Consider the following 23,008-nt stretch of genomic DNA (forward strand, 5'->3'; position numbering starts at 1 on the left):
ACCACCGACCTGTGGACGGACCGGCGCCAGCGAGCGACCTGTGACCTCACGTCGACGGCCTGTGACCTGAGGACGAACCGCGCGGTGTCGTCACTGGTCAGATGTTCTGCGGGATCTTCCCGGACTGGACGGCCTGGCACACGGTGCGGCCCTCCCCGGCGCCCTTCTCCACAGCCGTGGCGCAGGAGACGATCCACCCGGGCACGTCAGAACCGGAGGTGTAGGCCGCCCCGCCCTGGCCGTAGCCCTGCACATCGGAGAGGAACGCGGCCTCGGGCACGCCCACCCCGGTGGGGTCGACGCCGGAGGACACGAGCTGGATCCGGAACAGGGCGCGGGCGATGAGCCCGTTGCCGATCACGAACGGGCGCAGGGCGATGATCTCGCCCTGGAGGATCGCGGCGACGACGAGTCCGGGCAGGGTCGGGTCGGTCAGCAGCGCGTCGAGCTGCCCGAGGCGGTCGGCGAGCTCCTCGGGCCCCGGGGCCGGCGGCAGCCCGCCGAGGTCGCCGGGCACCTCGCCGGCGAGCCGGGGGCGGCCGAGCTGCTCGTCGGGCACGAGACCGGCGCCGGCCGCGAGCGAGAGCTTGGAGAGGATGTGAGCGAGCCCGCCGCGCAGCGCGTCGGGCCGCTCCGAGTACTCCTGGGCGACCGCGGCGACGCGCACGGCGGCGGACAGCTGGGTGCCGGACATGTCATCGGGCACCTCGCGCCCGGCGCCGATCACCTCGCGCACGTAGGCGATGGGATAGCGGGCACCCTCGAGCGCGGACGAGGCGCGGGCGGCGCGCACCGTGGATTCGACGCGGCACTCGGGCATCCGCTTGCGCAGCGCGTTGTGCCAGCGCAGCTCCGTGCACGCATTGCGTGCCCTGGTCACGGCCTCGTCCACCGGGTCGAGAGCGGCCAGGGCACGCAGCGCGGAGCCGAGCTCACTCATGCTCAGCCACGCTGGATGCCCTCGGTGTTGCGGAGGATGCCTTCGCGGCCGTCGGTGTTGCGGACGGTGAACTCCCCGCCGTTGTCCGACAGCGCGAGGAACCACTCACCGGGGGTGACGGTGAACGCCGGGAACCCGGTCGCGGGGTCGACGGCGTCGCGGGGCTCCGGCACGGCGAACCAGAAGGCCTGCTGGACCGGCTGCGCCTGGTCCTGTTGGGCGGCTTGGTCCTGCTGGGCGGCCTGGTATCCGTACTGCGACTGCTGGGCCTGGTCCCCACCGGCGGGCGCGGCGGAATCGACGGCGGTGGCGTCCGTGTCCTCGATCCGGGCGAAGCCCTTCTCCGAGTAGTCGAAGGCCTTGAACCACTGGGTGGGCTCCTCGGCGGCCTCGCGCTGCGCCTGTTCCGGGGCACCCGGCTTCTCCCAGCCCTGGCGCGCGGTGTCGTCCGCCGAGGTGGCGGCCGAGGTGCTCTCACCGACGGCGGGTGCCGGGGCGGAGTCGCCGGTGGGCGAAGCCGACTCCGGCGCGGGGTCGCCCTCGCCGGTGGCGTTCTGCAGGTCTGCGGCCGACATCATCACCGTGGACTCGCCGTCGGTGCCGGTATCGGCAGTCGGGGCGTCGGTGGTCGACGAGTCGGTCGTGGGGTCTTCCGCGGATCCACCGCTGTCGGAGGTCTCGCGATCTCCTGCAGGGGCCTCGGCGGTCGCCCCATCGGTCACTGCGGAGTCGTCGGCGAGTGCACCGTTGGCTGCGGGAACGGGGCCGTCGGTCTCCGGGCGGACGTCGGCGGCACCGGCCTCGGTCGAACCGCTGCCGTACCCCGGAGAGCCGGTGTCCGCCTCGGCGTCGCGCGAGAAGCCGCCGGACATGAAGGACTGGGTGGGCTCGTTCTGGGCGTGCGCCGGGGCGTCGGCCGAGCGACGGCCGAGATAGGCCTGGTCATCGCCCGACACCTGCTGCACCGGGCCGTCGGAGTCCGGCGCGCCCGATCCTGCGGCGGCACCTGCGCCCACCGCGCCTCCTCCGGCGACCGAACCGAAGCTCGGCGCGGCGTCGGAGAGTGCAGGAGCAGAGGCACCCTGCGGGCCCGATCCGAACTGCTGGCCCTGCGCCTGCTGCCCGTATCCCTCCGGGCCGGAGCCGTACTGCTGGCCGACGGGGCCGGAGCCGTAGGGCTGAGCCTGGTGCTGGGCGTCGACGCCGAACTGACCGGAACCGTAGCCCTGGGGACCGGAACCGTACTGCTGGCCGGCAGTGCCCGGGCCGTACTGGTCGCCCGCCGGACCGGAGCCGTACTGGTCGCCGGCGACTGCGCCGCTGTGGCCGAGTGCCCCGAAGCCCTGCGCCGACTCGCCCTGCTGGCCGTGCGCCTGCTGGCCCTGCTGGCCATAGGCCTGCGGGGCGGAACCGTAGGGCTGGGCGCCGGCGTTCGCAGCGGTGCTGCGGGTGACCGGGCGGGCCTTGGGGTGGGCGGGCGCTTCGGCGCGGGCGGTGAACTCGGAGCCGAGGAACGGGATCACGGTGAGCACCCCGGCGAAGAACGCGATGAGCGAACCGAGGAAGGCGAACCATCCGCCGACGTGGAAATGCTGCACCGAGGTGACGAGGACGAGGAAGTTCGTCGCGAAGCCCACGGCGGTGAGCACCGCGATGAGCTGATCGGGGCTGAGCGAGCCGATCCGCTGCGGGAAGCCGCGGACCACCTTGTTGAGCAGGGTGAGGATTCCGGCGGCGAGGATCGTCAGCATGCCGAGGATGAGCCACATCAGGGCGAATCCATTCCAGGAGAAGTTCGGCATCCAGGACCAGATCCATGTCCTCTCCCGGAAGCCCTCGCCGAATGCGAATCCGAGCACCGGGGTGACGAGTGCGATGAGCGCGAACAGGGAGCCGACGAGAAGGAGGATGTCGCGCAGCGTGAGCGGACCGATGATCCCGGCGCCGGGTTTCTTCTCCTTGACCGGCGCCTGCCCGTAACCCGCCTGCCCGTAACCGGGCTGGCCGTAGCCGGCGGGACCACCGGCCTGCTGAGCATCGTAGGGACCCGGCTGGGAGCCGTAGGCCTGCACTGGACCCGAACCATAGGCCTGACCGGGCTGGGAACCATACTGTCCGGCAGGCTGGGAGCCATAGGCCTGGGCAGGCTGGGAGCCATAGGCCTGGGCAGGCTGGGAGCCATAGGCCTGGGCAGGCTGGGAGCCATAGGCCTGGGCAGGCTGGGAGCCATAGGCCTGGGCAGGCTGGGAGCCGTACTGCCCGGCGGGCTGCGAACCGTACGCCTGTCCCGCCTGGGAACCGTACGCTGGGCCGGGGCCGCCGGTCTGGTCACCGGGGACGTCGGACTGCGGGCCCGGAGTTCCGGGCTGCGCACCGTACGGGCCCGGCTGCTGGGCGCCGGAGGACTGGGGACCGGGTGCTCCGTAGGGACCGGGCTGCTGGCCCCACTGCGGCTCGGAGCCGGAGGGCTGATAGGGGGTGCTCATCGTTCGAAACTCCTTCGGAGGCTTCCGGCGGCCGTGACCGGTCCCGGGACGTTCTCGCTCACATCCTGACAAACTACCCCGAGTCTTGCACACCGGATGCGGCACCCAGGCCCGGATTCCGCACTCGCGGGAGGGCACCTCGGGAGCGGGACCCGATCCGACCCGACAGCCGTTCGGGAACCGTGTGCGGGCTTAACCCGTGTCCGGGACTCGTTGTACAGTGCGAACGTGCCCGGCAACGCCGCCGGGGCGTGAGCGCGGGTACCCCGGGCCTCTCACTCTCACCGTCGGAGGGAAGCATGACGAACACGACATCACAGGACCGGCAGCACGGCGAGGAACAGACGTTCGAGCCGAGCGCGGAGTTCGCAGCGCAGGCCAACGCCACCGCCGCCCTCTACGACGAGGCCGCCGCGGACCGCCTGGGATTCTGGGCCGAGCAGGCCCGCGAGCTCATCTCCTGGGACACCGACTTCACCGACACCCTCGACTGGTCCGACCCCCCGTTCGCCCGCTGGTTCGTCGGCGGGAAGCTCAACGTCGCCTACAACTGCGTCGACCGCCACGTCGAGGCCGGCCACGGCGACCGCGTCGCCATCCACTTCGAGGGCGAGCCTGGCGACACCCGCACGATCACCTACGCCGACCTCCAGCGCGAGGTCAGCCGCGCGGCGAACGCGCTCGCAGCGCTCGGTGTGGTGCAGGGCGACCGGGTCGCGATCTACCTCCCGATGATCCCGGAGGCCGTGATCTCGATGCTCGCCTGCGCGCGCCTCGGCGCCGCCCACTCCGTGGTGTTCGGCGGGTTCTCCTCCGACGCCCTGCGCTCCCGCATCCTCGATGTCCAGGCCAAGGTCGTCATCACCGCCGACGGCGGCTACCGGCGCGGCAAGCCCTCGGCTCTCAAGCCCGCCGTGGACGAGGCGCTCGCCGGCGGGGACACCCCGGTGGAGAAGGTGCTCGTCGTCGAGCGCACCGGCGAGGACGTCGCCTTCGACGCCGAGCGCGACCTCCACTGGGCCGAGGCGCTCGCCGCGCAGCCCGACACCCACGAGTACGAGTCCTTCGACTCCGAGAACCCGCTCTTCGTCCTCTACACCTCCGGCACCACCGGCAAGCCCAAGGGCATCCTCCACACCTCCGGCGGGTACATCACGCAGAACGCGTTCGCCATGCGCACGGTGTTCGACATCAAGCCGGAGACCGACGTGTTCTGGTGCACCGCGGACGTCGGCTGGGTCACCGGCCACTCCTACGTGGCCTACGGTCCGCTCGCGGCAGGCGCCACGCAGGTGATGTACGAAGGCACCCCGGACACCCCGCACCGCGGCCGCTGGTGGGAGATCGTCGCGAAGCACGGCGTGACGATCCTCTACGCCGCGCCCACCGCCATCCGCACCGCCATGAAGTGGGGCGACGAGATCCCCGCCGAGCACGACCTGTCCTCGCTGCGCCTGCTCGGCAGCGTGGGCGAGCCGATCAACCCCGAGGCGTGGATGTGGTACCGCCGCGTCATCGGCGGCGACCGCTGCCCGATCGTCGACACCTGGTGGCAGACGGAGACCGGCGCGCACATGATCGCCCCGCTGCCCGGCGTCATCGCGACCAAGCCCGGCTCCTCGCAGCGCGCCCTGCCCGGCATCTCCGTGGCCGTCGTCGACGACACCGGCGAACCGGTCGAGCGCAACGTCGCGGGCTACCTCGTCATCACCGAGCCGTGGCCGGCGATGCTGCGCGGCATCTACGGGGACCCGGAGCGTTTCAAGGACACCTACTGGTCGCGGTTCGAGAACATGTACTTCGCCGGCGACGGGGCACGCTACGACGACGACGGCGACATCTGGTTCCTCGGCCGGGTCGACGACGTGATGAATGTGTCCGGCCACCGGCTGTCGACCGCGGAGATCGAGTCCGCTCTCGTCTCCCACGAGGCCGTCGCCGAGGCCGCCGTCGTCGGAGCGCAGGACGAGACCTCGGGCCAGGCGGTCGTCGCCTTCGTCATCCTCCGCGGCGGCGAGGAGCAGACCGAGGGCACCGTCGAGGAGCTCCGGGCTCACGTGGGCCGCGAGATCGGGCCGATCGCCAAGCCCAAGCGCGTCCACATCGTCGAGGAGCTGCCGAAGACGCGCTCGGGCAAGATCATGCGCCGGCTCCTCAAGGACGTCGCGGACAACCGGCTGGTGGGCGATGCCACGACGCTCGCCGACTCCTCGGTGATGGACGTCATCTCCGCCTCGGTCGCCGGCGAGAAGTCCTCCGACGAGGGGTGAGGCCCCGGTCCTCGCCCGGCCGCACCGTGCAAGTGGGTGCGCGGTCGGGTGAGGGATTAGTCTAGGATCAGATCCGTACGTTTCGCACCGAATTCAAAGGAGCCTCCATGCCCGAGCGGTCGATCTCGCAGCTCATCAAGGACATCAAGGCGGATACTCAGGCCCTGGCCCAGGAGGAGTCCGCGCTCGCGAAGTCGGAGATCCAGGCCGGCGCGAAGAACCTCGGCATCGGAGCCGGGCTCGCCGGCGCCGGGGTCTTCCTCCTGTTCCTCGCCTCGATCATGGCGATCTTCGCCGGCGCCGCGGCCTTCCACGAGGGCCTCGGCTGGCCGTGGTGGGGCAGCTTCCTCATCGTGTTCGGGATCCTCGCACTCATCGCGCTCATCCTCGTCGCGATCGCGATCCCGCTGTTCAAGAAGGGCAACCCGACCCCCACCTCGGCGATCAACGGCGGGAAGTCCGCCGTCGAGGCGCTCAAGCGCTCGCTCACCAACCCGAGCGGCCCCCGCTACTGAGCCCACGGCCGGCTCCCGGCCGGGCGCGTCCGACGGCACTGCCCCGGCTCGGTCACGCCCGAGCGAACCGCTGATCGGGCGGTGCGAGATTGCGATATCCCGCGGATTCCTTCACAGGAACCGCGGGATATCGCTGTCTCGGGTGAGTCTCAGAGCTGGATGTGGATGTAGGCCTCGCGGTCCCAGTCGCTCGCCCAGCCGAGCTCCTCGAGGGCGAACTCGAGCAGACCGGCGGTGAAGCCCCACACGCGCAGCACGCCGACGTCGAATGCCGGAGTCGAATAGGCCCGGTCCGGGGGCGAGAAGGTGCCGCGGTTCGCCGGGGCCACGAGGTCGGCGATCGGCACGCGGTACACCCGGGCGGACTCCCCGTGGTCCATCACGCGCACCTCGGTGGGATCCGGCCACCAGGCGATGACCGGGGTGACGTCGAAGCGGCTCACCGGGATGAACAGCGGGTCCATGGTGCCGATGACGTCGATGCCGTGCGGGTCGAGCCCGGTCTCCTCCTCCGCCTCGCGCAGGGCGACGGCCACGGCGTCCACGTCCTCGGGGTCCCGGCCGCCGCCGGGGAACGCGACCTGCCCGGGGTGGTGCCGCAGGGTCGAGGCGCGCTCGAGGAGCAGCACGTCGACGTCGGCGACCCCGAGCGCGTCGAGGCGCTCCGCCTCCGCCTTCCCGGCCGGGGTGCGCGGCGGCACCCCGCGGCCGAACAGCATGAGGACCGAGGCCTCGCGCACGATCTCGTCCGGCTGGGCATGCCGACGGCGCAGCCACTGCTCGTTGCCCATCGAGCCGGGCAGCGCCTCGAGCGCGCGACGGGCCGGGTCCGGGTGCGGACGCGGATCTGCGGGTTCGGTCGTCATGCGGACGCGTCTCCTCTCGGCCCGGCACCGGACGGTGCGGATCCCCGTGCCTCCGGCTCCCCCGGCGCCCGTCCCGCCGCGTCCGGTCCCGTCCGCGCAGCGCGGTCGAGCTGCACCGCCGTCGCGGTGCGCACGAGTGCCTGGGCCTTCTCCGGGTCGGGCTCGCCGATCCCGAAGCTCGGGCACAGCCGCGTGAGCGGGCAGACCCCGCAGGCCGGGCGACGGGAGTGACAGATCCGACGGCCGTGGAAGATCAGCCGGTGCGACAGCATGGTGAGGTCGCGCGGCGGGTAGAGGGCGGCGACGTCCCGCTCGACGGCCACCGGGTCGGTCGCGGCGGTGAGGCCGAGGCGTCGCACGAGCCGGCCGACGTGGGTGTCGACGGTGAGCCCGGGCACGCCGAAGGCGTTGCCGAGCACGACGAGCGCGGTCTTCCGGCCCGTCCCCGGCAGCGCGACGAGCGCGTCAAGGTCGGCGGGCACCTCGCCGTCGTGGTCGTCGACGAGGTCCCGTGCCAGGGCGACGATGTTGCGGGCCTTGGCGCGGAAGAAGCCGGTGGGGCGGATGATCTCCTCGACGTCGGGGAGTTCGGCGGCGGCCAACGCGGGGGCGTCCGGGTAGGCGGCGAACAGCACCGGGGTCACCCGATTCACCCGCACGTCCGTGGTCTGGGCGGAGAGCACGGTGGCGACGAGGAGCTGGAACGGCGTGTCGAAATCGAGCTCGCAGGCGGCGTCGGGGTGCGCCTCGGCCAGGACCCGGTTGATCTTCCGAGCACGTCGGGTCCGTCCCAGCGGCGTCTCGGCGGCGAACCGGCGCGCGCTCTTCTCCGCAACTGTCAGCACGGATCCCAGCTTAGGCCACCGTGCGGCGGGCCGGCCGACGGTCCGGCGGGAGCATCGCCTGCGGTGATGCCCGCCGGAACTCTCTTCCGACGATCGTGTCCGAATCCGCTACCAGCCTGTAGATTTGAGGGCAGGGAACCTAGAGGAGGAAATCAGTGGACATCGAAGTAGTGCGGAACGCCAGTCTGTTCAACGGTCTCGACGACGAGTCGACCAGTGCGCTGGTGAAGATCATGAAGCCGCGCAGCCTGCGCCGCGGCACCGCGCTGTTCCACGAGGGCGACCCGGGCGACGAGCTCTACATCGTGTCGACCGGCAAGCTCAAGATCGGACGCGAATCCCCCGACGGCCGCGAGAACCTGCTCAGCGTCGTGGGCCCCGGCGAGATCATCGGCGAGCTCACCCTCTTCGATCCGGGCGCCCGGTCGACCACGGCCACCGCCGTGTCCCAGACCGAGCTGCTCAGCCTCAAGCACGAGGACCTCATGACCTGGCTGCGGGAGCGCCCGCAGGCTGCGATGAACCTGCTCAAGTCGCTCGCCCAGCGCCTGCGCCGCACCAACGACATCGTCGGCGACCTCGTGTTCTCCGACGTGCCAGGTCGCGTCGCCAAGTCGCTGCTCGACCTCGCCGAGCGGTTCGGCAAGCAGGCGCCCGATGGCACCCTCGTCGCCCACGATCTCACGCAGGAGGAGCTCGCCCAGCTCGTCGGCGCCTCCCGGGAGACGGTGAACAAGGCGCTGGCCGACTTCGCGGCCCGCGGCTGGCTGCGCCTCGAGGCGCGCGCCGTCGTCATCCTCGACTTCGACCGGCTGCGCAACCGCGCGCACTGAGCGCTTGACGGCGCCGACCGCGCGGCCAGTGTGCGCCCGGTCGGCTGAAGTCGCAGCCTCGTCCACGTCCAGCGGCCCCGGACCACTCGGTCCGGGGCCGCTGTCGCGCTCCGTGTGCCCGCCCGGTGGATCTGCTGGGATCACCGGGCGGATGCTCTGGGTTCACCGCGGTCCGGCGTCCTCCCGGAGGGCGCCCTCCGGGCCGACCGAGTCCTCGGCTCAGAGACGCCCGAGGTAGTCGAGCTGCGCCTTGACGATCTGGAGGGCGGCGCCCCGGACGTCGTCGGGCACGTCGTGGTAGACGGCGTCGCGCACCTCCTCGGGCGTGCGGGCGCCGGCTTCGAGTGCATCGCGGACCTGCTCGATGCGCTCCGCACGGTGTGCGGCGTAGTGGGCGAGCACCTCGGCGGGGTTCTCGATCGTCGGCCCGTGCGCGGGCTCGATGACCTCGACCCGCCCGGTGTCGACGAGTCGGCGCAGCGCTTCGATGCTGTCGAGGTAGTCCCGGATCGACCCCTCCGGGTGGGTGACGACGGTGGTGCCGCGGCCCAGCACGGTGTCCCCGGAGTACAGGGTGGCGCCGTGGATGAGGCTGATGCTGTCGGAGGTGTGGCCCGGGGTGGCGACGACCTCGACCACGTCCTCCGGGGCGTCGCCGAAGGTGATCTCCTGCCCGTGGACCACCGGCTCCGTGTGCCGGGCGAAGCGCTCGAGCACGGCGTGGACGGGCACCTCGGGCGCCCAGTCGTCGATCGAGCCGAGCATCTCCGAATGGTCGGCGTGCTGGTGGGTGAGCACGATCGCGCGGAGCTCTCGCGCGCCGATCTCGGTGAGGAACGCCTCGCGGTGGGCGGCGAGCTCGGGGCCCGGGTCGATGAGCAGCGCGCCGGAGTCGTCGGCGCTGAGGAGCACGTAGGTGTTCGTACCGTCGAGGGTCATGGGCGAGGGGTTGTCGGCTCGGATGCGCATGGGGCCTCTCGTCGTCGAGGAAGGTGCGGATGGCCCCAGTCTATCGAGGTGCGACGGGCAGCCGGGCTCAGGCACCCGATTCGTCGATCACCGGCTCGTCCTCCTCGTCGTCGACGAGCGAGGCGGATTCCTCCTCCGGCGGCTCCTGGAGATCCGTCGCCTCGCTGTCGCGCAGTGCGCGGCGCGCCGGCTCACCGGGGGCACGCACGGTCGCCCACCACCGGTCGTCGTGGCGCACGATCTCCGGGTGCATGGGCCGCACGTCGCGCACCCGCGCCATCGCCGCACCCACCGTCGGCACGGCGGCGAGGCTCTCGCAGACGAGGCGCATCGCCACGGAGATGTGTTCGCCCCCGGAGGGGCCGATCGCCTCGAGCACCTCGGCCGGGGTCATCCAGCCGCCCCAGGAGTCGTTGCGGGAGCGGAACTCGAGCGTCTGCACGTGCGGCAGCGCGGCGACGAAGAACACGGTGTCGAAGCGCCGCAGCTGCCAGGGGGTGTTGACCCAGCGCAGCCACGGATGGAGGAGGTCCGGGCGGAACCGCAGGCTGCGGTCGTCGAGCAGCTGGGGGAAGGTCAGCCGGCGTTCGGCGAGCTCGGACCGCCCGTCGTCCCAGTCGGGGGCGTCCACGGTCGTCACCACGCGCCCGTCGATGTCCTCGGCGAGCAGGATGCCGGTGGTGAGGAGCGCGGCCCGGGCGGCGCCGGCGAAGTACGACAGCGCCCGTCCGGAGCTGCTCATCTGCAGCTGCTCGGCGCACTTCCCCGGCGACCAGCCCGCCAGGGGGAGCCTCCGCAGGTCGCTCGGGCTGAGCTCGACGCTGGGGAACGACCACCGGTTCCGGTCGGCGTTGCCGCGGGCATCGGACTGGCGGGTGACGAAAACCTGCACCCCGGCCGCCGTGTCGCGGATGAGCGCGATCGCGGCGGCCGGGGTGGGGGTGTCCGGGTGCGGGGGCCGGTCACCGGCGGCGAACAAGCTGAGCAGACGCTCGAGCTCGCGCGAGACCGGGAACTCCCTGTCAGACGACGGCATCCAGGCGGCGCACCTTGACGATGAGCTCGATCTCCACCGGGGTGTTCATCGGCAGGGCGGCCACGCCGACGGCGCTGCGGGCGTGCGCGCCGCGCTGGCCGAACACCTCGTGGAGGAACTCCGAGGCGCCGTTGATGACCTTCGGGTGGTCGGTGAAGTCCGGGGCCGAATTCACGAACCCGGTCATCTTGACGACCTGCTCGATGTTGTCGAGGTCGCCGATCACCGACTTGATCGCGGCGAGCGCGTTGAGGGCGGCGATCCGGGCGGCGTCGTAACCCTTCGCGACGTCGACCTCGGCACCGAGGGTGCCGGTCACGGCGAGCTCGCCGTCGACGATCGGGAGCTGCCCGGAGGTGTAGACGAGGTCGCCGACCTCGAGGGCGGGGACGTAGGCGCCGGCGGGTGCGGCGACCTCGGGCAGGGTGAGGCCGATCTCGGAGATCTGGGTCTCGATGCGGGTCATATGAGCCTCCTCGCTCAGGGTGTCGGTGCTGATGTCGTCGCAGCTGCTGCGGCCGGCGCGGCCGTTGCAGCCGGGCCCGTCGTCACTGCTTGGGGCGCTTGAGGTAGGCGACCAGGCCGTTGTTGTCCGGTCCCGGGATCACCTGGACGAGCTCGTAGCCGTCCTCGCCCCACTGGTCGAGGATCTGCTTGGTCGCGTGGACGATGAGCGGAACGGTGACGTACTCCCACTTCTGCATGTCTGGTGCCTTTCTGTCGCTGTCGTGGTGCGGTGTCAGGTGTCTGCTGCCACGGTACCCGGTGTCGCCGTGTCGGGGCTCCGGGTCTCCCCCACCGGGCCGCCGAGGTGCGGGCCGGGTGGTGTGCTGCCGCCGAGGTGTGCGGCGCGCCGGTTCCGTGCCGGTCCGGTCGAGGTCAGCCGCCGATGGCCGGAGCGAGGTCGTTGCCGCCCTCGTCCTCCTGGCCGCCGCCACCGCCACCGGTGTCGCCACCGCCGCCGTTGCCACCGCCGCCGTTTCCTCCACCGTTGCCGCCGCCGTTGTCCGGGGCAGGCGCCGGTGCCGGGCGGTTGTTGCCGCCACCGCCGCCACCGGTGCCGCCGCCTCCACGACGGTTGCGCGGGCCGGATTCGCCCCCGCCCCCGCCGGAGCCGCCGCCGCGCATGATCGAGGGGTCGGGCCGGGCGAAGGACGTGTTGCCGTCGGTGTGGTCGACGGCCTTGCTCATGTAGGACTGCCAGGTCTTGCCGGAGATGGTCGCGCCGTAGACGAAGCCGCGGACCTTGCCCTTGCGGTTCTTGCGCCAGTCCATGCTCTTGTCCGGGTGGCCGGTCCACACTGCGGTGGAGATCGACTTGGTGAACCCGGCGAGCCAGGTGTGGCCGACCTCGAAGTTCGTCGTACCGGTCTTGGCGCCGGCCGGCTTGCCGATCTTGAGCGAGGACGTGGTGCCGCCATTGAAGGTCTGGGTCAGCGCATAGGCGACGCCCTGGGCGACCTTTTTGTCGAGCACCTCATGGCAGTCGGCGTTCGGGATCTCCACCTTCTCACCCTTGCGATCAGTGATCTCGGTGATCGGGGTGGGGCGGCAGTAGGTGCCACCGGAGGCGAACACCGCGTAGGCGCTGGCGAGGTCGATCGGGGCGACCTCGACGGTGCCGAGGACCGAGGACGGCAGCAGGGCCAGGGTGAGGCCGCTCTCCGTCGTGGTGTCGAGCTGCTCGCCGGTGCCGTACTTGAGCCCCATGTCCATCGCGGTCTTCATGGTCCCGCACATGTTGAGCTGATTCGCCATCGCCGCATAGCCGGTGTTGACCGAGCTCTTCGTCGCCTGCAGCGCGGTCATGCTCGAGTTGCCCTTGCCGTCGCCGGCGTTGTTCGGGTTCCAGTTCGCGCCGTTGTTGTCGCAGCCGTCGTACTTCCACGATCCGGCCGCATATTCGCGCTTGGTGCCGTTGACGGTGGTGTTGAGGCTCTTGCCCTCCTTGAGCCATTCGGTGAGCACGAAGGGCTTCCACGTCGATCCCACCTGGAAGCCGTTAGCCCCGTTGTGCTTGCGGTCGACGTTGTAGTTGATCTGGGTGTCCGATCCCTTCTCGCCCTCCGTCACCGTGTAGTTGCGGTTCTGGGCCATCGCGATGACCTGACCGGTGCCGGGTTCGACGGACACGATCGAGTGGCCCGCACCCGAGGGGTCGCCGACGGGGATCCGCTTCTTGACCTCTTTGTCCGCGATCTTCTGGATCTCGGGGTTGATGCTCGTCTTGATCTCGAGCCCGCCGCGCTGGAGGAAGTTGATGCGCTCCTCGTCGGTCTCGCCGAAGGCCGGATCGGTCTCGATGACGCGCTGCACGAAGTCGCAGAAGTACGCCATGTTCCCGGCGGAGGCGCACCCGTTCGGGGTCGTGTGGATGTCGAGGTCGAGACCGGAGTCGACGGCTTCGTCGTACTGCTCCTGGGTGATCTTCTCCTGGTCGAGCATGAGCCCGAGCACGACGTTGCGGCGCTCGATCGTCTGCTCCTCGAACCGCTCCGGGTTGAAGGCCGAGGGGTTCTTCACGATCCCGGCGAGCATCGCGGACTGCGGGATGTCGAGCTCGCTCGCGGACTTGCCCCAGTAGCGGTAGGCGGCGGCTTCGACACCGTACACGTTCGGGGAACCGGAGTAGTTGTTGATGTTGAGGTAGCGGTTGAGGATCTCGTCCTTGGAGTACTTGTTCTCCACCGCGACGGCGAGCTTGGCCTCGCGGAGCTTACGGGCGTAGCCGGCGGTCCCCTCGCTCTCCTTGGCCGCGTCGACACCCTCGGCGTCGTCCACGGCGTGGGCGTTCTCCGCCAGCACGTTCTTCACGTACTGCTGTGTCAGCGTCGACCCGCCCTGGGTCTCGTCGGTGATGAGGTTGTGGACGACGGCGCGGGCGATGCCCTGCACGTCGACGCCGCCGTGCTCGTAGAAGCGGGCGTCCTCGACGGCGACGGTGGCGTCGCGCATCTCCTGCGAGATGTCCTCGAGCGGGACCTCGCGGCGGTTCTGCCAGTAGAACGTCGCGATCTCGGAGCCGTCGGCGGCGAGCATGCGCGACTGCTCGGCGAGCGGACGCTCCTCGAGCTCGGCGGGCAGGGCGTTGAACACGTCGACCGCGGTCTCCGCGCCGGCGGAGACCGCACCGACCGAGGGAATCGCCAGACCGGCACCGACGACACCGGCGATCACGCTGACCGCGATGAATTGGAACCAGGCCCGGACCTTGTTCTGCTGGGGATCTGACGCAGGAGACACCATGCTCGCCATGATAGCGAAGCCGCGCGCCCGGAGCTTTCAGCGCGCGCCCAGCCCGATCGCGGGATTCCGACCCTCCTGATGAGGCGCTGGTGAGGCGCCTGCGGACCCCTGCTCGAACTCCCGAAGCCCTGCTCGAACTCCTGAGCCCCCTGAGGCCCCTGAGGCCCCTGAGGCCCCTGAGGCCCCTGAGGCCCCGTGCTCCATGCTCCGTGCTCCAACTGCGCGGTATCCGAAAGCAACCACGCAATTGAGCGCCGATCTTCGGATACTGCGCAGTTCGCGCGGCCGACGCCCGGCCGGCGCCCGAGCCCGGGCCCGCCTGCGGTGGTGGCCGTCAGTCCGCGCGGGGCACGAGCTCGAGCAGCGACACCTCGGGCGGGCAGGAGAAGCGGGCGGGCGCGAACGGGGAGAACCCGAGCCCGGCCGACACGTGCACCGTCGTGCCGCGGTGGTCGAACACACCGCGCGCCCGTGTCCGGTCGAGGTCGCAGTTCGTCACCGGGGCACCCCAGAAGGGGATCCGGATCTGCCCGCCGTGCGTGTGTCCGGCGAGGACGAGGTCCGCGCCGGTCCGGGCGAAGGCGTCGAGAGTGCGGAGGTAGGGAGCATGGGTGACGCCGAGGCGCACCCCGGCGGTGGGATCGAACGCCGGGTGGTCCGCGGTGATCCGGTCCCGGTCCATGTGGGCGTCGCCGAGGCCGGAGACGGAGAACCGCACCCCGTTGACGGTGAGCTCCGTGCCGCGGTTGTCGAGGAGCTGCCAGCTGCGGGCGGTGAGGGCCTCGACGAGATCCCGGGTGGGCAGGGGATGCGGCGGACGCTCCTCCTCGATCTCCGAGGGACCCCTGAGATAGCGCGCCGGGTTCTTGGCCCGGGGTGCGAAGAAGTCGTTCGAGCCGAGCACGAACACGCCGGGCACGTCGAGCAGCTCCCCGTAGGTGTCGAGGACGGCGGGCAGGATCGGCGCGGACCAGTTGTCCCCGGTATTGACGACGAGGTCGGGCTCGAGCGCGGCGAGCCCTCGCACCCAGGCCATCTTGTGGCGCTGCCACGGCGCGAGGTGGAGGTCAGAGAGGTGGAGCACGCGCACGGGCGCGGAACCGGCAGGCAGGACGGGCAGCCGGTGCCGGCGGATGCGGAACAGGTGCGGCTCGATGCCCAGGGCCCAGACCGCGCCGAACGCACCGGCCGCGGCGAGTGCGCCCGTCGCCCGGCCGAGGCCCTGGCGGTTCAGGATGCCGTCCCACCCTTCTGCGCGGCGATGAGCGCGGCGATCTGCACGGTGTTGAGCGCGGCACCCTTGCGGAGGTTGTCGTTGGACACGAAGAGCACGAGGCCGCGGCCGGCCGGGGCGGACTGGTCGGCGCGGATGCGGCCGACGTAGGACGGGTTCCGCCCGGCCGCCTTGAGCGGGGTCGGCACCTCGTCGAGTTCGACACCGGGGGCCTGGGCGAGCACCTCGCGGGCGCGCTCCGGGGTGATCTCGCGGTCGAACTCGGCGTGGATGCTCAGGCTGTGGCCGGTGAACACGGGGACGCGCACACAGGTGCCGGCGACGAGCAGGTCGGGGAGGCCGAGGATCTTGCGGCTCTCGTTGCGGAGCTTCTTCTCCTCGTCGGTCTCGTTCTCCCCGTCGTCCACCACGGAGCCCGCCATCGGCAGGACGTTGAAGGCGATCGGCTCGACGTAGATCTCCGGCGACTGCTGCACGGCCCCGCCGTCGCGGACGAGCGCGCGGGCCTCGGGCAGCGCGGACTCGGCCTGCGTACAGAGCTCCTCGACCCCGGCGAGCCCGGATCCGGACACCGCCTGGTAGGTGCTGACGATGAGGCGGGTGAGCCCGGCCTCGGCGTGGAGCGCCTGGAGCGGAGGCATCGCGGCCATGGTCGTGCAGTTGGGGTTCGCGATGATCCCCTTGCGCGCCTCGGCGATGGCGCCGGGGTTGACCTCGCTCACGACGAGCGGGACCTCGGGGTCCATGCGCCAGGCCGAGGAATTGTCCACCACGGTGACGCCGGCGGCGGCGAAGCGCTCGGCCTGCGCGCGCGAGGTCGCCCCACCGGCGGAGAACAGCGCCACGTCGAGCCCGCTGGGATCGGCGGTCGCGGCGTCCTCGACGGTGACCTCGCGGCCGGCGAACGGCAGCGTGCTGCCGGCGGAGCGGGCGGAGGCGAAGAAGCGGATGTCGCCGATCTCGAACCCGGGGTCCGCGGCGAGGAGGTCGCGCATGACCCCGCCGACCTGGCCGGTGGCGCCGACGACGCCGATGTTCAGTGCGCTCATCGTCCGGTCCCTCCGTACACGATCGCCTCGGTGTCCGCGGTGTCGAGCCCGTAGGCGGAGTGGGCGGCGCGGACGGCGGTGTCGAGCAGCTCGGCGCTGGTGACGACGCTGATCCGGATCTCCGAGGTGGAGATCATGTCGATGTTGATGTGCGCCTTCGAGAGCGCGTCGAACAGGGTCGCGGTGACGCCGGGGTGCGAGCGCATGCCGGCGCCGATCACCGAGAGCTTGCCGATCTGGTCGTCGTACTGGAGGTGGTGGAAGCCGATCGAGCCCTTGGCCGCCTCGAGCGACTCCATCGCCTTGCTGCCGTCGGCCATGGGCAGGGTGAAGGAGATGTCCGTGCGGCCGGGATCCCGGGTGGAGATGTTCTGCACGATCATGTCGATGTCGATCTCCTGGCCGGCGATCGTCCTGAAGATCTCGGCGGCCTTGCCCGGCACGTCGGGCACGCCGACGATGGTGAGCTTGGCCTCCGAGCGATCGTGCGCGACTCCGGAGATGATTGCCTGTTCCATGGATGCGTCCGTTTCTGGTTCAGTGGTCGAGGTGCGCAGGTCTTCCGGGATGGGCGAGTCGGTCACCCAGGTGCCCTGCCGCTGGGAGAACGAGGAGCGCACGTGGACGGGCACTCCGTAGCGCCGGGCGTACTCGACGCACCGGAGCATGAGGATCTTGGCGCCCGAGGCCGCCATCTCGAGCATCTCCTCGTAGCTGATGATGCCGATCTTCTTCGCCGAGGGCACGATCCGCGGGTCCGCGGTGAACACGCCGTCGACGTCGGAGTAGATCTCGCAGACGTCCGCGCCGAGCGCGGCGGCGAGCGCCACGGCGGTGGTGTCGGAGCCGCCACGGCCCAGCGTGGTGATGTTCTTCGTCGTCTGGCTCACGCCCTGGAAGCCGGCGACGATCGCGACGTTGCCGTCGTCGAGCGCGGACCGGATGCGGCCCGGGGTGACGTCGATGATGCGGGCCCGGCCGAAGGACTCGTCGGTGATGACCCCGGCCTGGGAGCCGGTGAAGGACTGGGCCTCGTAGCCGAGGTTCGCGATCGCCATCGCGAGCACCGCCATCGAGATCCGCTCGCCGGCGGTGAGCAGCATGTCGAGCTCGCGGGCCGGCGGGATCGGGGAGACCTCCTTGGCGAGGTCGATGAGGTCGTCCGTGCTGTCGCCCATCGCGGACACCACGACGACGACGTCGTGCCCGGACTTGCGGTATTCGACGATGCGCCGTGCGACGCGCTTGACTGATTCCGCGTCGGCGACGGACGAACCGCCGTATTTCTGGACGACTAGGCTCACGGCTGTCACTTTCCTCGGGGTGCGTTCGCGACCATTGTACGGTCGGCCCCGCGCACGGTGCGGACCCGCCCGGCATGCGGATCCACGGGCAGGAACGGAGCGAACTGTGGGGCGTTCGGCGGAGAGTGCGACCGTTGATGGTCCTACTCTTCGCCGAAAGTCCTACAGTCGCGTGGTGCCGGGGTCGAGGGGTGTGCGGGTGGGTGTGCTTCCGGGTCGAGGGGTGCCGGTGGGGAAGGTGCCGGGGTCGAGGGACTCGCCGCCTCGGGTCACTCGTTCGGGTCGGTCATTCGACGGTGAAGAGGTCTCCGGGCTGGCAGTCGAGGGCGCTGCACAGGCTCACCAGGGTGGTGTAGCGGATCGCCTTGGCCCGGTTGTTCTTGAGGACCGACAGGTTGGCGACGGTCACGCCGACCTCGGTGGAGAGCTCCGTGAGGGTCTTGCCGCGCTCCGCGAGCAGGCTGTCGAGATGGCAGCGGACGCTGTGGGTGCCGATGTCGACGCTCATCAGATGACCCCTTCGAGCTCGTCCTCGACGCGGGCACCGCGATCGAGGAGCAGGCCGATGACGCCGATGCCGCCGAGGACCGCGAGCCAGCCCCAGATCAGTCCGCTCTGGATGCTGTTGTCGATCGGGAGCTCGGCCAGACCGAGGTCGCGGATCACGAGGTTGTCGCCGAGCATCTGCACGATGCCGGACACCGCGCCGGCGGCGAAGACGGAGAAGAACAGTCCGCGCATCGAGCGTCGCGTGCGGGGGTCGAAGGCCAGCCCCTTGGACACGAGGCCGATCGCGCGCACGGCGCACCAGCCGGCCAGCAGCAGCCCGAGGACGAGGATGATGTCGGCTGCGATGAGGAAGCCCTGGGTCGCACCGGCGAGGTCGTCGGCCGGCAGCCGGAAGTCGATGACGCCCCGGGCGAGCACCTCATGGTCGCCGAGCTGCGTGGTGACCGGCTCCTCGCCGCGCAGGGCGAGATCGACCTCGAAGGTCCGGTCGATGAAGGCCCGGAACAGCTCGGTGACCCGTCCGCCGATGATGAGGATGACGACGACGAGGGGGTAGATCTCCAGTCCCGTCCAGGTGCGCTTCGATCCGCTCGGCGCGGAGGTCTCCGGAGTGGGTGATGCGGGGGTGGGTGAGGGGGTGCTCATGGTGACTCCTTGTCTTCGATGGACTCGATGTCTTCGATGGACTCGATGTCTTCGATGGACTCGATCGACATATCGATTTTCGATGTATCGATAGTCAATATCCTTATCGAGATTCGATATGGAGTCAAGCGGTTCGAGGTATCGATTTTCGATACGCGTGAAGGTGCAGGTGAGGCGGGGCCGCGGGATCGATCCCGGCGCCCCCCTGCGCGGTCGTCCTCGGCCGCGACAGGCGGGCGGCCGGAGCCGAGGTGCGGGCTCAGGTGACGGAGCGGCGGCCCTCGAAGGCGCGACCCAGGGTGACCTCGTCGGCGTACTCGAGGTCACCGCCCACGGGCAGGCCCGAGGCCAGGCGGCTCACCGTGATGCCGACGCTCGAGAGGAGCCGCACGAGGTAGGTCGCGGTCGCCTCGCCCTCGAGGTTGGGGTCGGTGGCGATGACGCACTCGGTGACCTCGCCGGACTGGAGGCGTGGCAGGAGCTCCTTGATCCGCAGATCGTCGGGGCCTACTCCGGCCATCGGGTCGATCGACCCGCCGAGCACGTGATAGAGGCCCCGGAACTCGCGGGTGCGCTCGATCGCGACGACGTCCTTGGGCTCCTCGACGACGCAGATGAGCGTCTGATCGCGGCGCGGGTCCTTGCAGATCACGCACTGCGTGTCCTCGGACACATTGCCGCAGGTCTCGCAGAAGCGCACGCGCTTCTTGACCTCGGTGAGCGCCGAGCTCAGCGCCTCGACGTCCTCCGACGGGCTCTGCAGGACATGGAAGGCGAGACGCTGAGCGGACTTCGGACCGATCCCGGGGAGCTTGCCGAACTCCTCGACGAGGTCCTGCAGGGCGCCTTCGTAGAGCATGCTCATTCGTTGACCTCCTCGATGACGACGCCGCCGAGGAGGCGCTCGACCACAGGCACGCCGAACTCCGGCGCCTCGCTGATGTCGATGTCGCCCTCGGTGTCGTAGTCGACGTAGTTCTCCACCGGGTCGGGCTCCGGTTCGGCGGGTGCGGGTGCGGCGGCGGGTGCGGAACCCTGGCCGCGGCGGGCGGCGAGGTGCGCGAACCGGTGGTCGGCAGGGGGTTCGGAATCGTCCCGGGCGGCTTCGCCAGGGGCCGGTTCGGTCCCGGTGTTGCTCGTGAACGCGATGTCGGGGTCCGCGTAGGCCCCGAGGAAGTCGAGGTCGTCGTCGAGGCCGCCTGCGGTATCGGTGTCGCCGGAGCCGGTGTCCGGGGCGCCCGCGCCTGCGGGGTCGGTGTCGTTGGGGCCGACCCGGTGGGTTTCGGGCGGCTCCGGCTCACCCGGACCGTCGCCATGATCGGGCTCGTCGTAGGGCTCGCCGTAGTCCTCGCCGTAGGGGTAGTCCGGGATGTCGGAGGGAGGCGGGACCGCGACGAAGGGAGCGTCGACCGCACCGCTGCCGGCACTGGTGTCGACGTCCCTGGCCATGCTCTCCATGGGAAGTCCACTGTCGGTCTGCCCGCCGCCGGCCGGTCCGCCGTCCTCGGTGCCTCCGTCGCCGCCGGCCTCTGCGGCGCCCTCGACAGGCACGGAGTCCCGAGCGCGCTCGTCTCCGGCGGAAGGCACCCTGCTGGCAAGGGTCCCGCCGTCTGCAGGCTCCGCACCGGTGGGTCCGGTGCCGTGGCCCGAATCGCGCCCACCCTCGAGCGCGGCGGTCTCCCCGGGAGCGGGGTCCGAGTCCCCGGGGGCGAGGTCGGCGCCCGCGCCGGGCCCATGATCGGCGTCGATCGAGTGGTCAGCCGGCGGGTCGCCCTCCGCGTCGTCGTCGCCGGAGTCCTCGGTGCTCCAGGCACCCGCGGGGGGTGGGGTCTGCCAGAACCGGTCGTGGTCGACGGGCTCACGGTCGGCCTCGCGCGGGCCGACGACCGAGTCGACCTCCTCACGGCTGGGCCGGCGCGCGGCCGGACCGCGGTTCGGCTCGCCGCCGGGTCCCGGCGCGGTACGGCCGACGGTGGCGCCGACCTCGCCGACCTCGACGCGGGCCTCGATGCCGAGGACCTCGGCGACGGATTCGGCGAGCTTCACGGCGTTGGCTCCGCGGGTGAACCCGGAGACCGAGCCCTGGTTGTTGAAGCCGAGGGTGAGGACGCCGGCGGCGAAGGCCTGCGGCACCGCGTTCGAGCTCACGATGGCGCGCGCGAGCTTGCTCCGCCGACCGAGGGCTTCGAGGATGTCCGGCCAGGCGCGGCGGATCGCATCGATCTCCGCACCCGCCGCGGCACCGGGAGCCGCAGGCTCCACGGACCGCGGACCCGGCTGCTGCTGCGAGGTCGGCCGCTGTGGTGCGGCCCCTTGCTGCTGCGCCGCCGGCTGCGGTGAACGCTCCGTCGAGCGCTCCGGCGCCTCGCCCTGTTCCTGGCGCGGGGGCGCCGCCGGTCCCTGCGCGCCGGTTGCGGGCTCTCCCCGCCGGACGGAATCCGCCCGGCTCGCAGCCGGATCTGCTGCGCGTGCCGCGCCCGGCCCCGGCGCAGGTGCAGGCGCAGGCTCAGGTGCAGGGGCAGGTGCTTGTTCCGCACGGGACGAGGGCTCACCGCCGGCAGGACCCCCACCGGACGGTGCCCCATCGTTCGCAGTCCGTCCGCCGCTCGAGGCCGGCCCGGCATCCACGCTCGCTCCGGCACGTGCGGCCGGCCGGGCCGTCGGCGTGGGCCCGGCGGGGTCCTCTTCGAGGAAGGATTCGGCTGCGGCCGCCGCTGCCGCGAAGTCGCCCAGCGCGTCATCGACCTGCCGGGCCGCGGGGGTGGTGGGTCGGCCCGCCTGCTGAGTCATGCCCCGGCCGTGCGCGGTCTCCTCCGGCGCACCGGGGCCCGTGGCCGCCGGGCCCGGGGACCCGGCCTGTCGTCCGAGAACCGGACCACCGGCTCCGGCCCCGTCGGCCACCGTTCCACCGCCGGCCGCGCCTCCGGCACCCGAACCGCCGGCTTCCGATGCTGCAGGGATCGCGCTGCCCGGGACCACGCCGGCGGGGGTCATGCCGATCCGTCGTTCGAGCCGCTCCACCCGGGAGAGTGCTGAGCGGCGGGAGTCCTCCGCACCGGGGAGCAGGATGCGGGCGCACATGAGTTCGAGCTGCAGACGCGGCGAGGTCGCCCCCGACATCTCCGTCAGCCCGGTGTTGAGAAGGTCCGCGGCGCGCGACAGCTCAGCCTGTCCGTAGATACGGGCCTGCTGGACGAGCCGCTCGAGCCGGTCCGCGGGCACCTCGGGCAGGAATGCCGCCGCGTGCTCCTGGGCCGCGCCGATGACCACGAGGTCGCGGAACCGCTCGAGCAGGTCCTCGACGAAGCGGCGCGGGTCCTGACCGGATTCGATGACCCGGTCGACGACCCGGAACACCCCGGCGCCGTCGCCGGCGGCGAATGCGTCGACGATGTCGCCGAGGAGCGAGTCCGGGGTGTAGCCGAGCAGCGCGACCGCCGTCCGGTAGTCGATGCCGTCCGCGGTGGAGCCGGCCATGAGCTGGTCGAGCACGGACAGGGAGTCGCGCACCGAGCCGCCGCCGGCGCGCACGACGAGCGGCAGCACACCCTTGCCCACCGGCACCGACTCCCGTTCGCAGAGCTCGGACAGGTAGCGGGTGAGGATCTCCGGGGGGACGAGCCGGAACGGGTAGTGGTGGGTGCGTGAGCGGATGGTGCCGATGACTTTCTCCGGCTCCGTCGTCGCGAACACGAACTTCACATGCTCCGGCGGCTCCTCGACGAGCTTGAGCAGGGCGTTGAAGCCCTGGGTGGTGACCATGTGCGCCTCGTCGAGGATGAACACCTTGTACCGGTCGCGCGCCGGGGCGTAGACCGCACGCTCGCGCAGGTCGCGGGCATCGTCCACGCCGTTGTGGCTGGCCGCGTCGATCTCCACGACGTCGAGCGAACCCGGGCCGCCGTTGGCGAGGTCGCGGCAGCTGGGACACTCTCCACAGGGCTGCGGAGTGGGCCCCTGCTCGCAGTTGAGGCAGCGGGCGAGGATCCGCGCCGAGGTGGTCTTGCCGCAGCCGCGCGGGCCGGAGAACAGATAGGCATGGTTGATGCGGCCGTTGTCGATGGCGGCCTGGAGCGGCCCGGTGACATGGTCCTGTCCGATGACTTCGTCGAAGGACTCCGGGCGGTAGCGGCGATACAGTGCGGTGGACACATCGACCACCCTACTGGGTGCCGCGGACACGGCCCACCGAACGCTGATCCGCGCCCGGCCGCCCGCCGCGAATGCTTGAGGCGGCCCGCCGCCTCGGGCAGGATGGTC

The 23,008-nt window shown here is 71.3% G+C and carries 19 protein-coding genes; 3 read left to right on the forward strand and 16 right to left on the reverse strand.

The features are described from left to right. Positions 1-97: 97 nt before the first annotated feature. A complete protein-coding gene (locus ABD883_RS04430; RefSeq protein WP_345030191.1) occupies positions 98-940 on the reverse strand; it encodes a Fic family protein in 843 nt (280 codons plus the stop codon). Between the two features lie 2 nt (positions 941-942). Further along, positions 943-3,426, reverse strand: coding sequence for a hypothetical protein (locus ABD883_RS04435; protein WP_345030193.1), 2,484 nt, complete (start codon positions 3,424-3,426; stop codon positions 943-945). Positions 3,427-3,725: 299 nt separating this feature from the next. On the opposite strand from ABD883_RS04435, the gene acs reads away from it, so the two are divergent. After that, positions 3,726-5,696 (forward strand): acetate--CoA ligase, encoded by a 1,971-nt coding sequence (gene acs, locus ABD883_RS04440; RefSeq protein ID WP_345030196.1) that lies wholly within the window; start codon positions 3,726-3,728, stop codon positions 5,694-5,696. Positions 5,697-5,803: 107 nt separating this feature from the next. After that, entirely contained in the window at positions 5,804-6,211 is a 408-nt protein-coding gene (locus tag ABD883_RS04445; RefSeq protein WP_137318108.1) for a phage holin family protein, read from the forward strand. 149 nt (positions 6,212-6,360) lie between these two features. On the opposite strand, the gene ABD883_RS04450 is transcribed toward ABD883_RS04445, so the two are convergent. Continuing rightward, entirely contained in the window at positions 6,361-7,077 is a 717-nt protein-coding gene (locus ABD883_RS04450; protein ID WP_345030200.1) for an NUDIX hydrolase, read from the reverse strand. Beyond that, a complete protein-coding gene (nth, locus tag ABD883_RS04455) occupies positions 7,074-7,922 on the reverse strand; it encodes an endonuclease III (RefSeq protein ID WP_425548418.1) in 849 nt (282 codons plus the stop codon). The genes ABD883_RS04450 and nth overlap by 4 nt, the downstream gene beginning before the upstream one ends. 155 nt (positions 7,923-8,077) lie before the next feature. On the opposite strand from nth, the gene ABD883_RS04460 reads away from it, so the two are divergent. Then, entirely contained in the window at positions 8,078-8,755 is a 678-nt protein-coding gene (locus ABD883_RS04460) for a Crp/Fnr family transcriptional regulator (protein ID WP_247425494.1), read from the forward strand. Positions 8,756-8,974: 219 nt separating this feature from the next. Here the strand turns inward: ABD883_RS04460 and ABD883_RS04465 are convergent, their stop codons facing one another. From ABD883_RS04465 to ABD883_RS04520, 12 genes are all read right to left on the reverse strand, one after another. Then, the gene (locus ABD883_RS04465) at positions 8,975-9,724 is read right to left on the reverse strand and encodes an MBL fold metallo-hydrolase (RefSeq protein ID WP_345030204.1); all 750 of its coding nucleotides are present in this window, start codon (positions 9,722-9,724) and stop codon (positions 8,975-8,977) included. A gap of 67 nt (positions 9,725-9,791) precedes the next feature. Further along, positions 9,792-10,760: an NUDIX hydrolase gene (locus tag ABD883_RS04470; RefSeq protein ID WP_345030206.1), complete on the reverse strand. Its 969-nt coding sequence runs from the start codon at positions 10,758-10,760 to the stop codon at positions 9,792-9,794. Continuing rightward, positions 10,747-11,226 carry a RidA family protein gene (locus ABD883_RS04475; protein ID WP_247425497.1) on the reverse strand — a complete coding sequence of 160 codons (480 nt, stop codon included), beginning with the start codon at positions 11,224-11,226 and terminating at the stop codon, positions 10,747-10,749. The genes ABD883_RS04470 and ABD883_RS04475 overlap by 14 nt, the downstream gene beginning before the upstream one ends. A gap of 82 nt (positions 11,227-11,308) precedes the next feature. After that, positions 11,309-11,464, reverse strand: a complete 156-nt coding sequence (sp36, locus tag ABD883_RS04480; RefSeq protein WP_175406797.1) for a Sp36 family protein — start codon at positions 11,462-11,464, stop codon at positions 11,309-11,311. A gap of 175 nt (positions 11,465-11,639) precedes the next feature. After that, entirely contained in the window at positions 11,640-14,006 is a 2,367-nt protein-coding gene (locus ABD883_RS04485) for a transglycosylase domain-containing protein (RefSeq protein WP_345030210.1), read from the reverse strand. A gap of 334 nt (positions 14,007-14,340) precedes the next feature. Next, positions 14,341-15,090: a metallophosphoesterase gene (locus tag ABD883_RS04490; RefSeq protein WP_345030212.1), complete on the reverse strand. Its 750-nt coding sequence runs from the start codon at positions 15,088-15,090 to the stop codon at positions 14,341-14,343. 146 nt (positions 15,091-15,236) lie between these two features. Further along, positions 15,237-16,289, reverse strand: coding sequence for an aspartate-semialdehyde dehydrogenase (locus ABD883_RS04495; RefSeq protein ID WP_345030213.1), 1,053 nt, complete (start codon positions 16,287-16,289; stop codon positions 15,237-15,239). Continuing rightward, positions 16,286-17,593, reverse strand: a complete 1,308-nt coding sequence (locus tag ABD883_RS04500; protein ID WP_137318117.1) for an aspartate kinase — start codon at positions 17,591-17,593, stop codon at positions 16,286-16,288. Before ABD883_RS04500 ends, ABD883_RS04495 begins: the two co-directional genes overlap by 4 nt. Positions 17,594-17,879: 286 nt before the next feature. Then, positions 17,880-18,101: a helix-turn-helix domain-containing protein gene (locus ABD883_RS04505; RefSeq protein WP_295687887.1), complete on the reverse strand. Its 222-nt coding sequence runs from the start codon at positions 18,099-18,101 to the stop codon at positions 17,880-17,882. Continuing rightward, entirely contained in the window at positions 18,101-18,748 is a 648-nt protein-coding gene (locus ABD883_RS04510) for a hypothetical protein (protein WP_137318119.1), read from the reverse strand. Before ABD883_RS04510 ends, ABD883_RS04505 begins: the two co-directional genes overlap by 1 nt. Positions 18,749-19,007: 259 nt before the next feature. After that, positions 19,008-19,613, reverse strand: coding sequence for a recombination mediator RecR (gene recR / locus ABD883_RS04515; protein ID WP_137318120.1), 606 nt, complete (start codon positions 19,611-19,613; stop codon positions 19,008-19,010). Then, a complete protein-coding gene (locus tag ABD883_RS04520; RefSeq protein ID WP_345030219.1) occupies positions 19,610-22,900 on the reverse strand; it encodes a DNA polymerase III subunit gamma and tau in 3,291 nt (1,096 codons plus the stop codon). Before ABD883_RS04520 ends, recR begins: the two co-directional genes overlap by 4 nt. Between the last annotated feature and the right edge of the window lie 108 nt (positions 22,901-23,008).

This window comes from Brevibacterium pityocampae, assembly GCF_039541555.1.
Lineage (GTDB): Bacteria > Actinomycetota > Actinomycetes > Actinomycetales > Brevibacteriaceae > Brevibacterium > Brevibacterium pityocampae.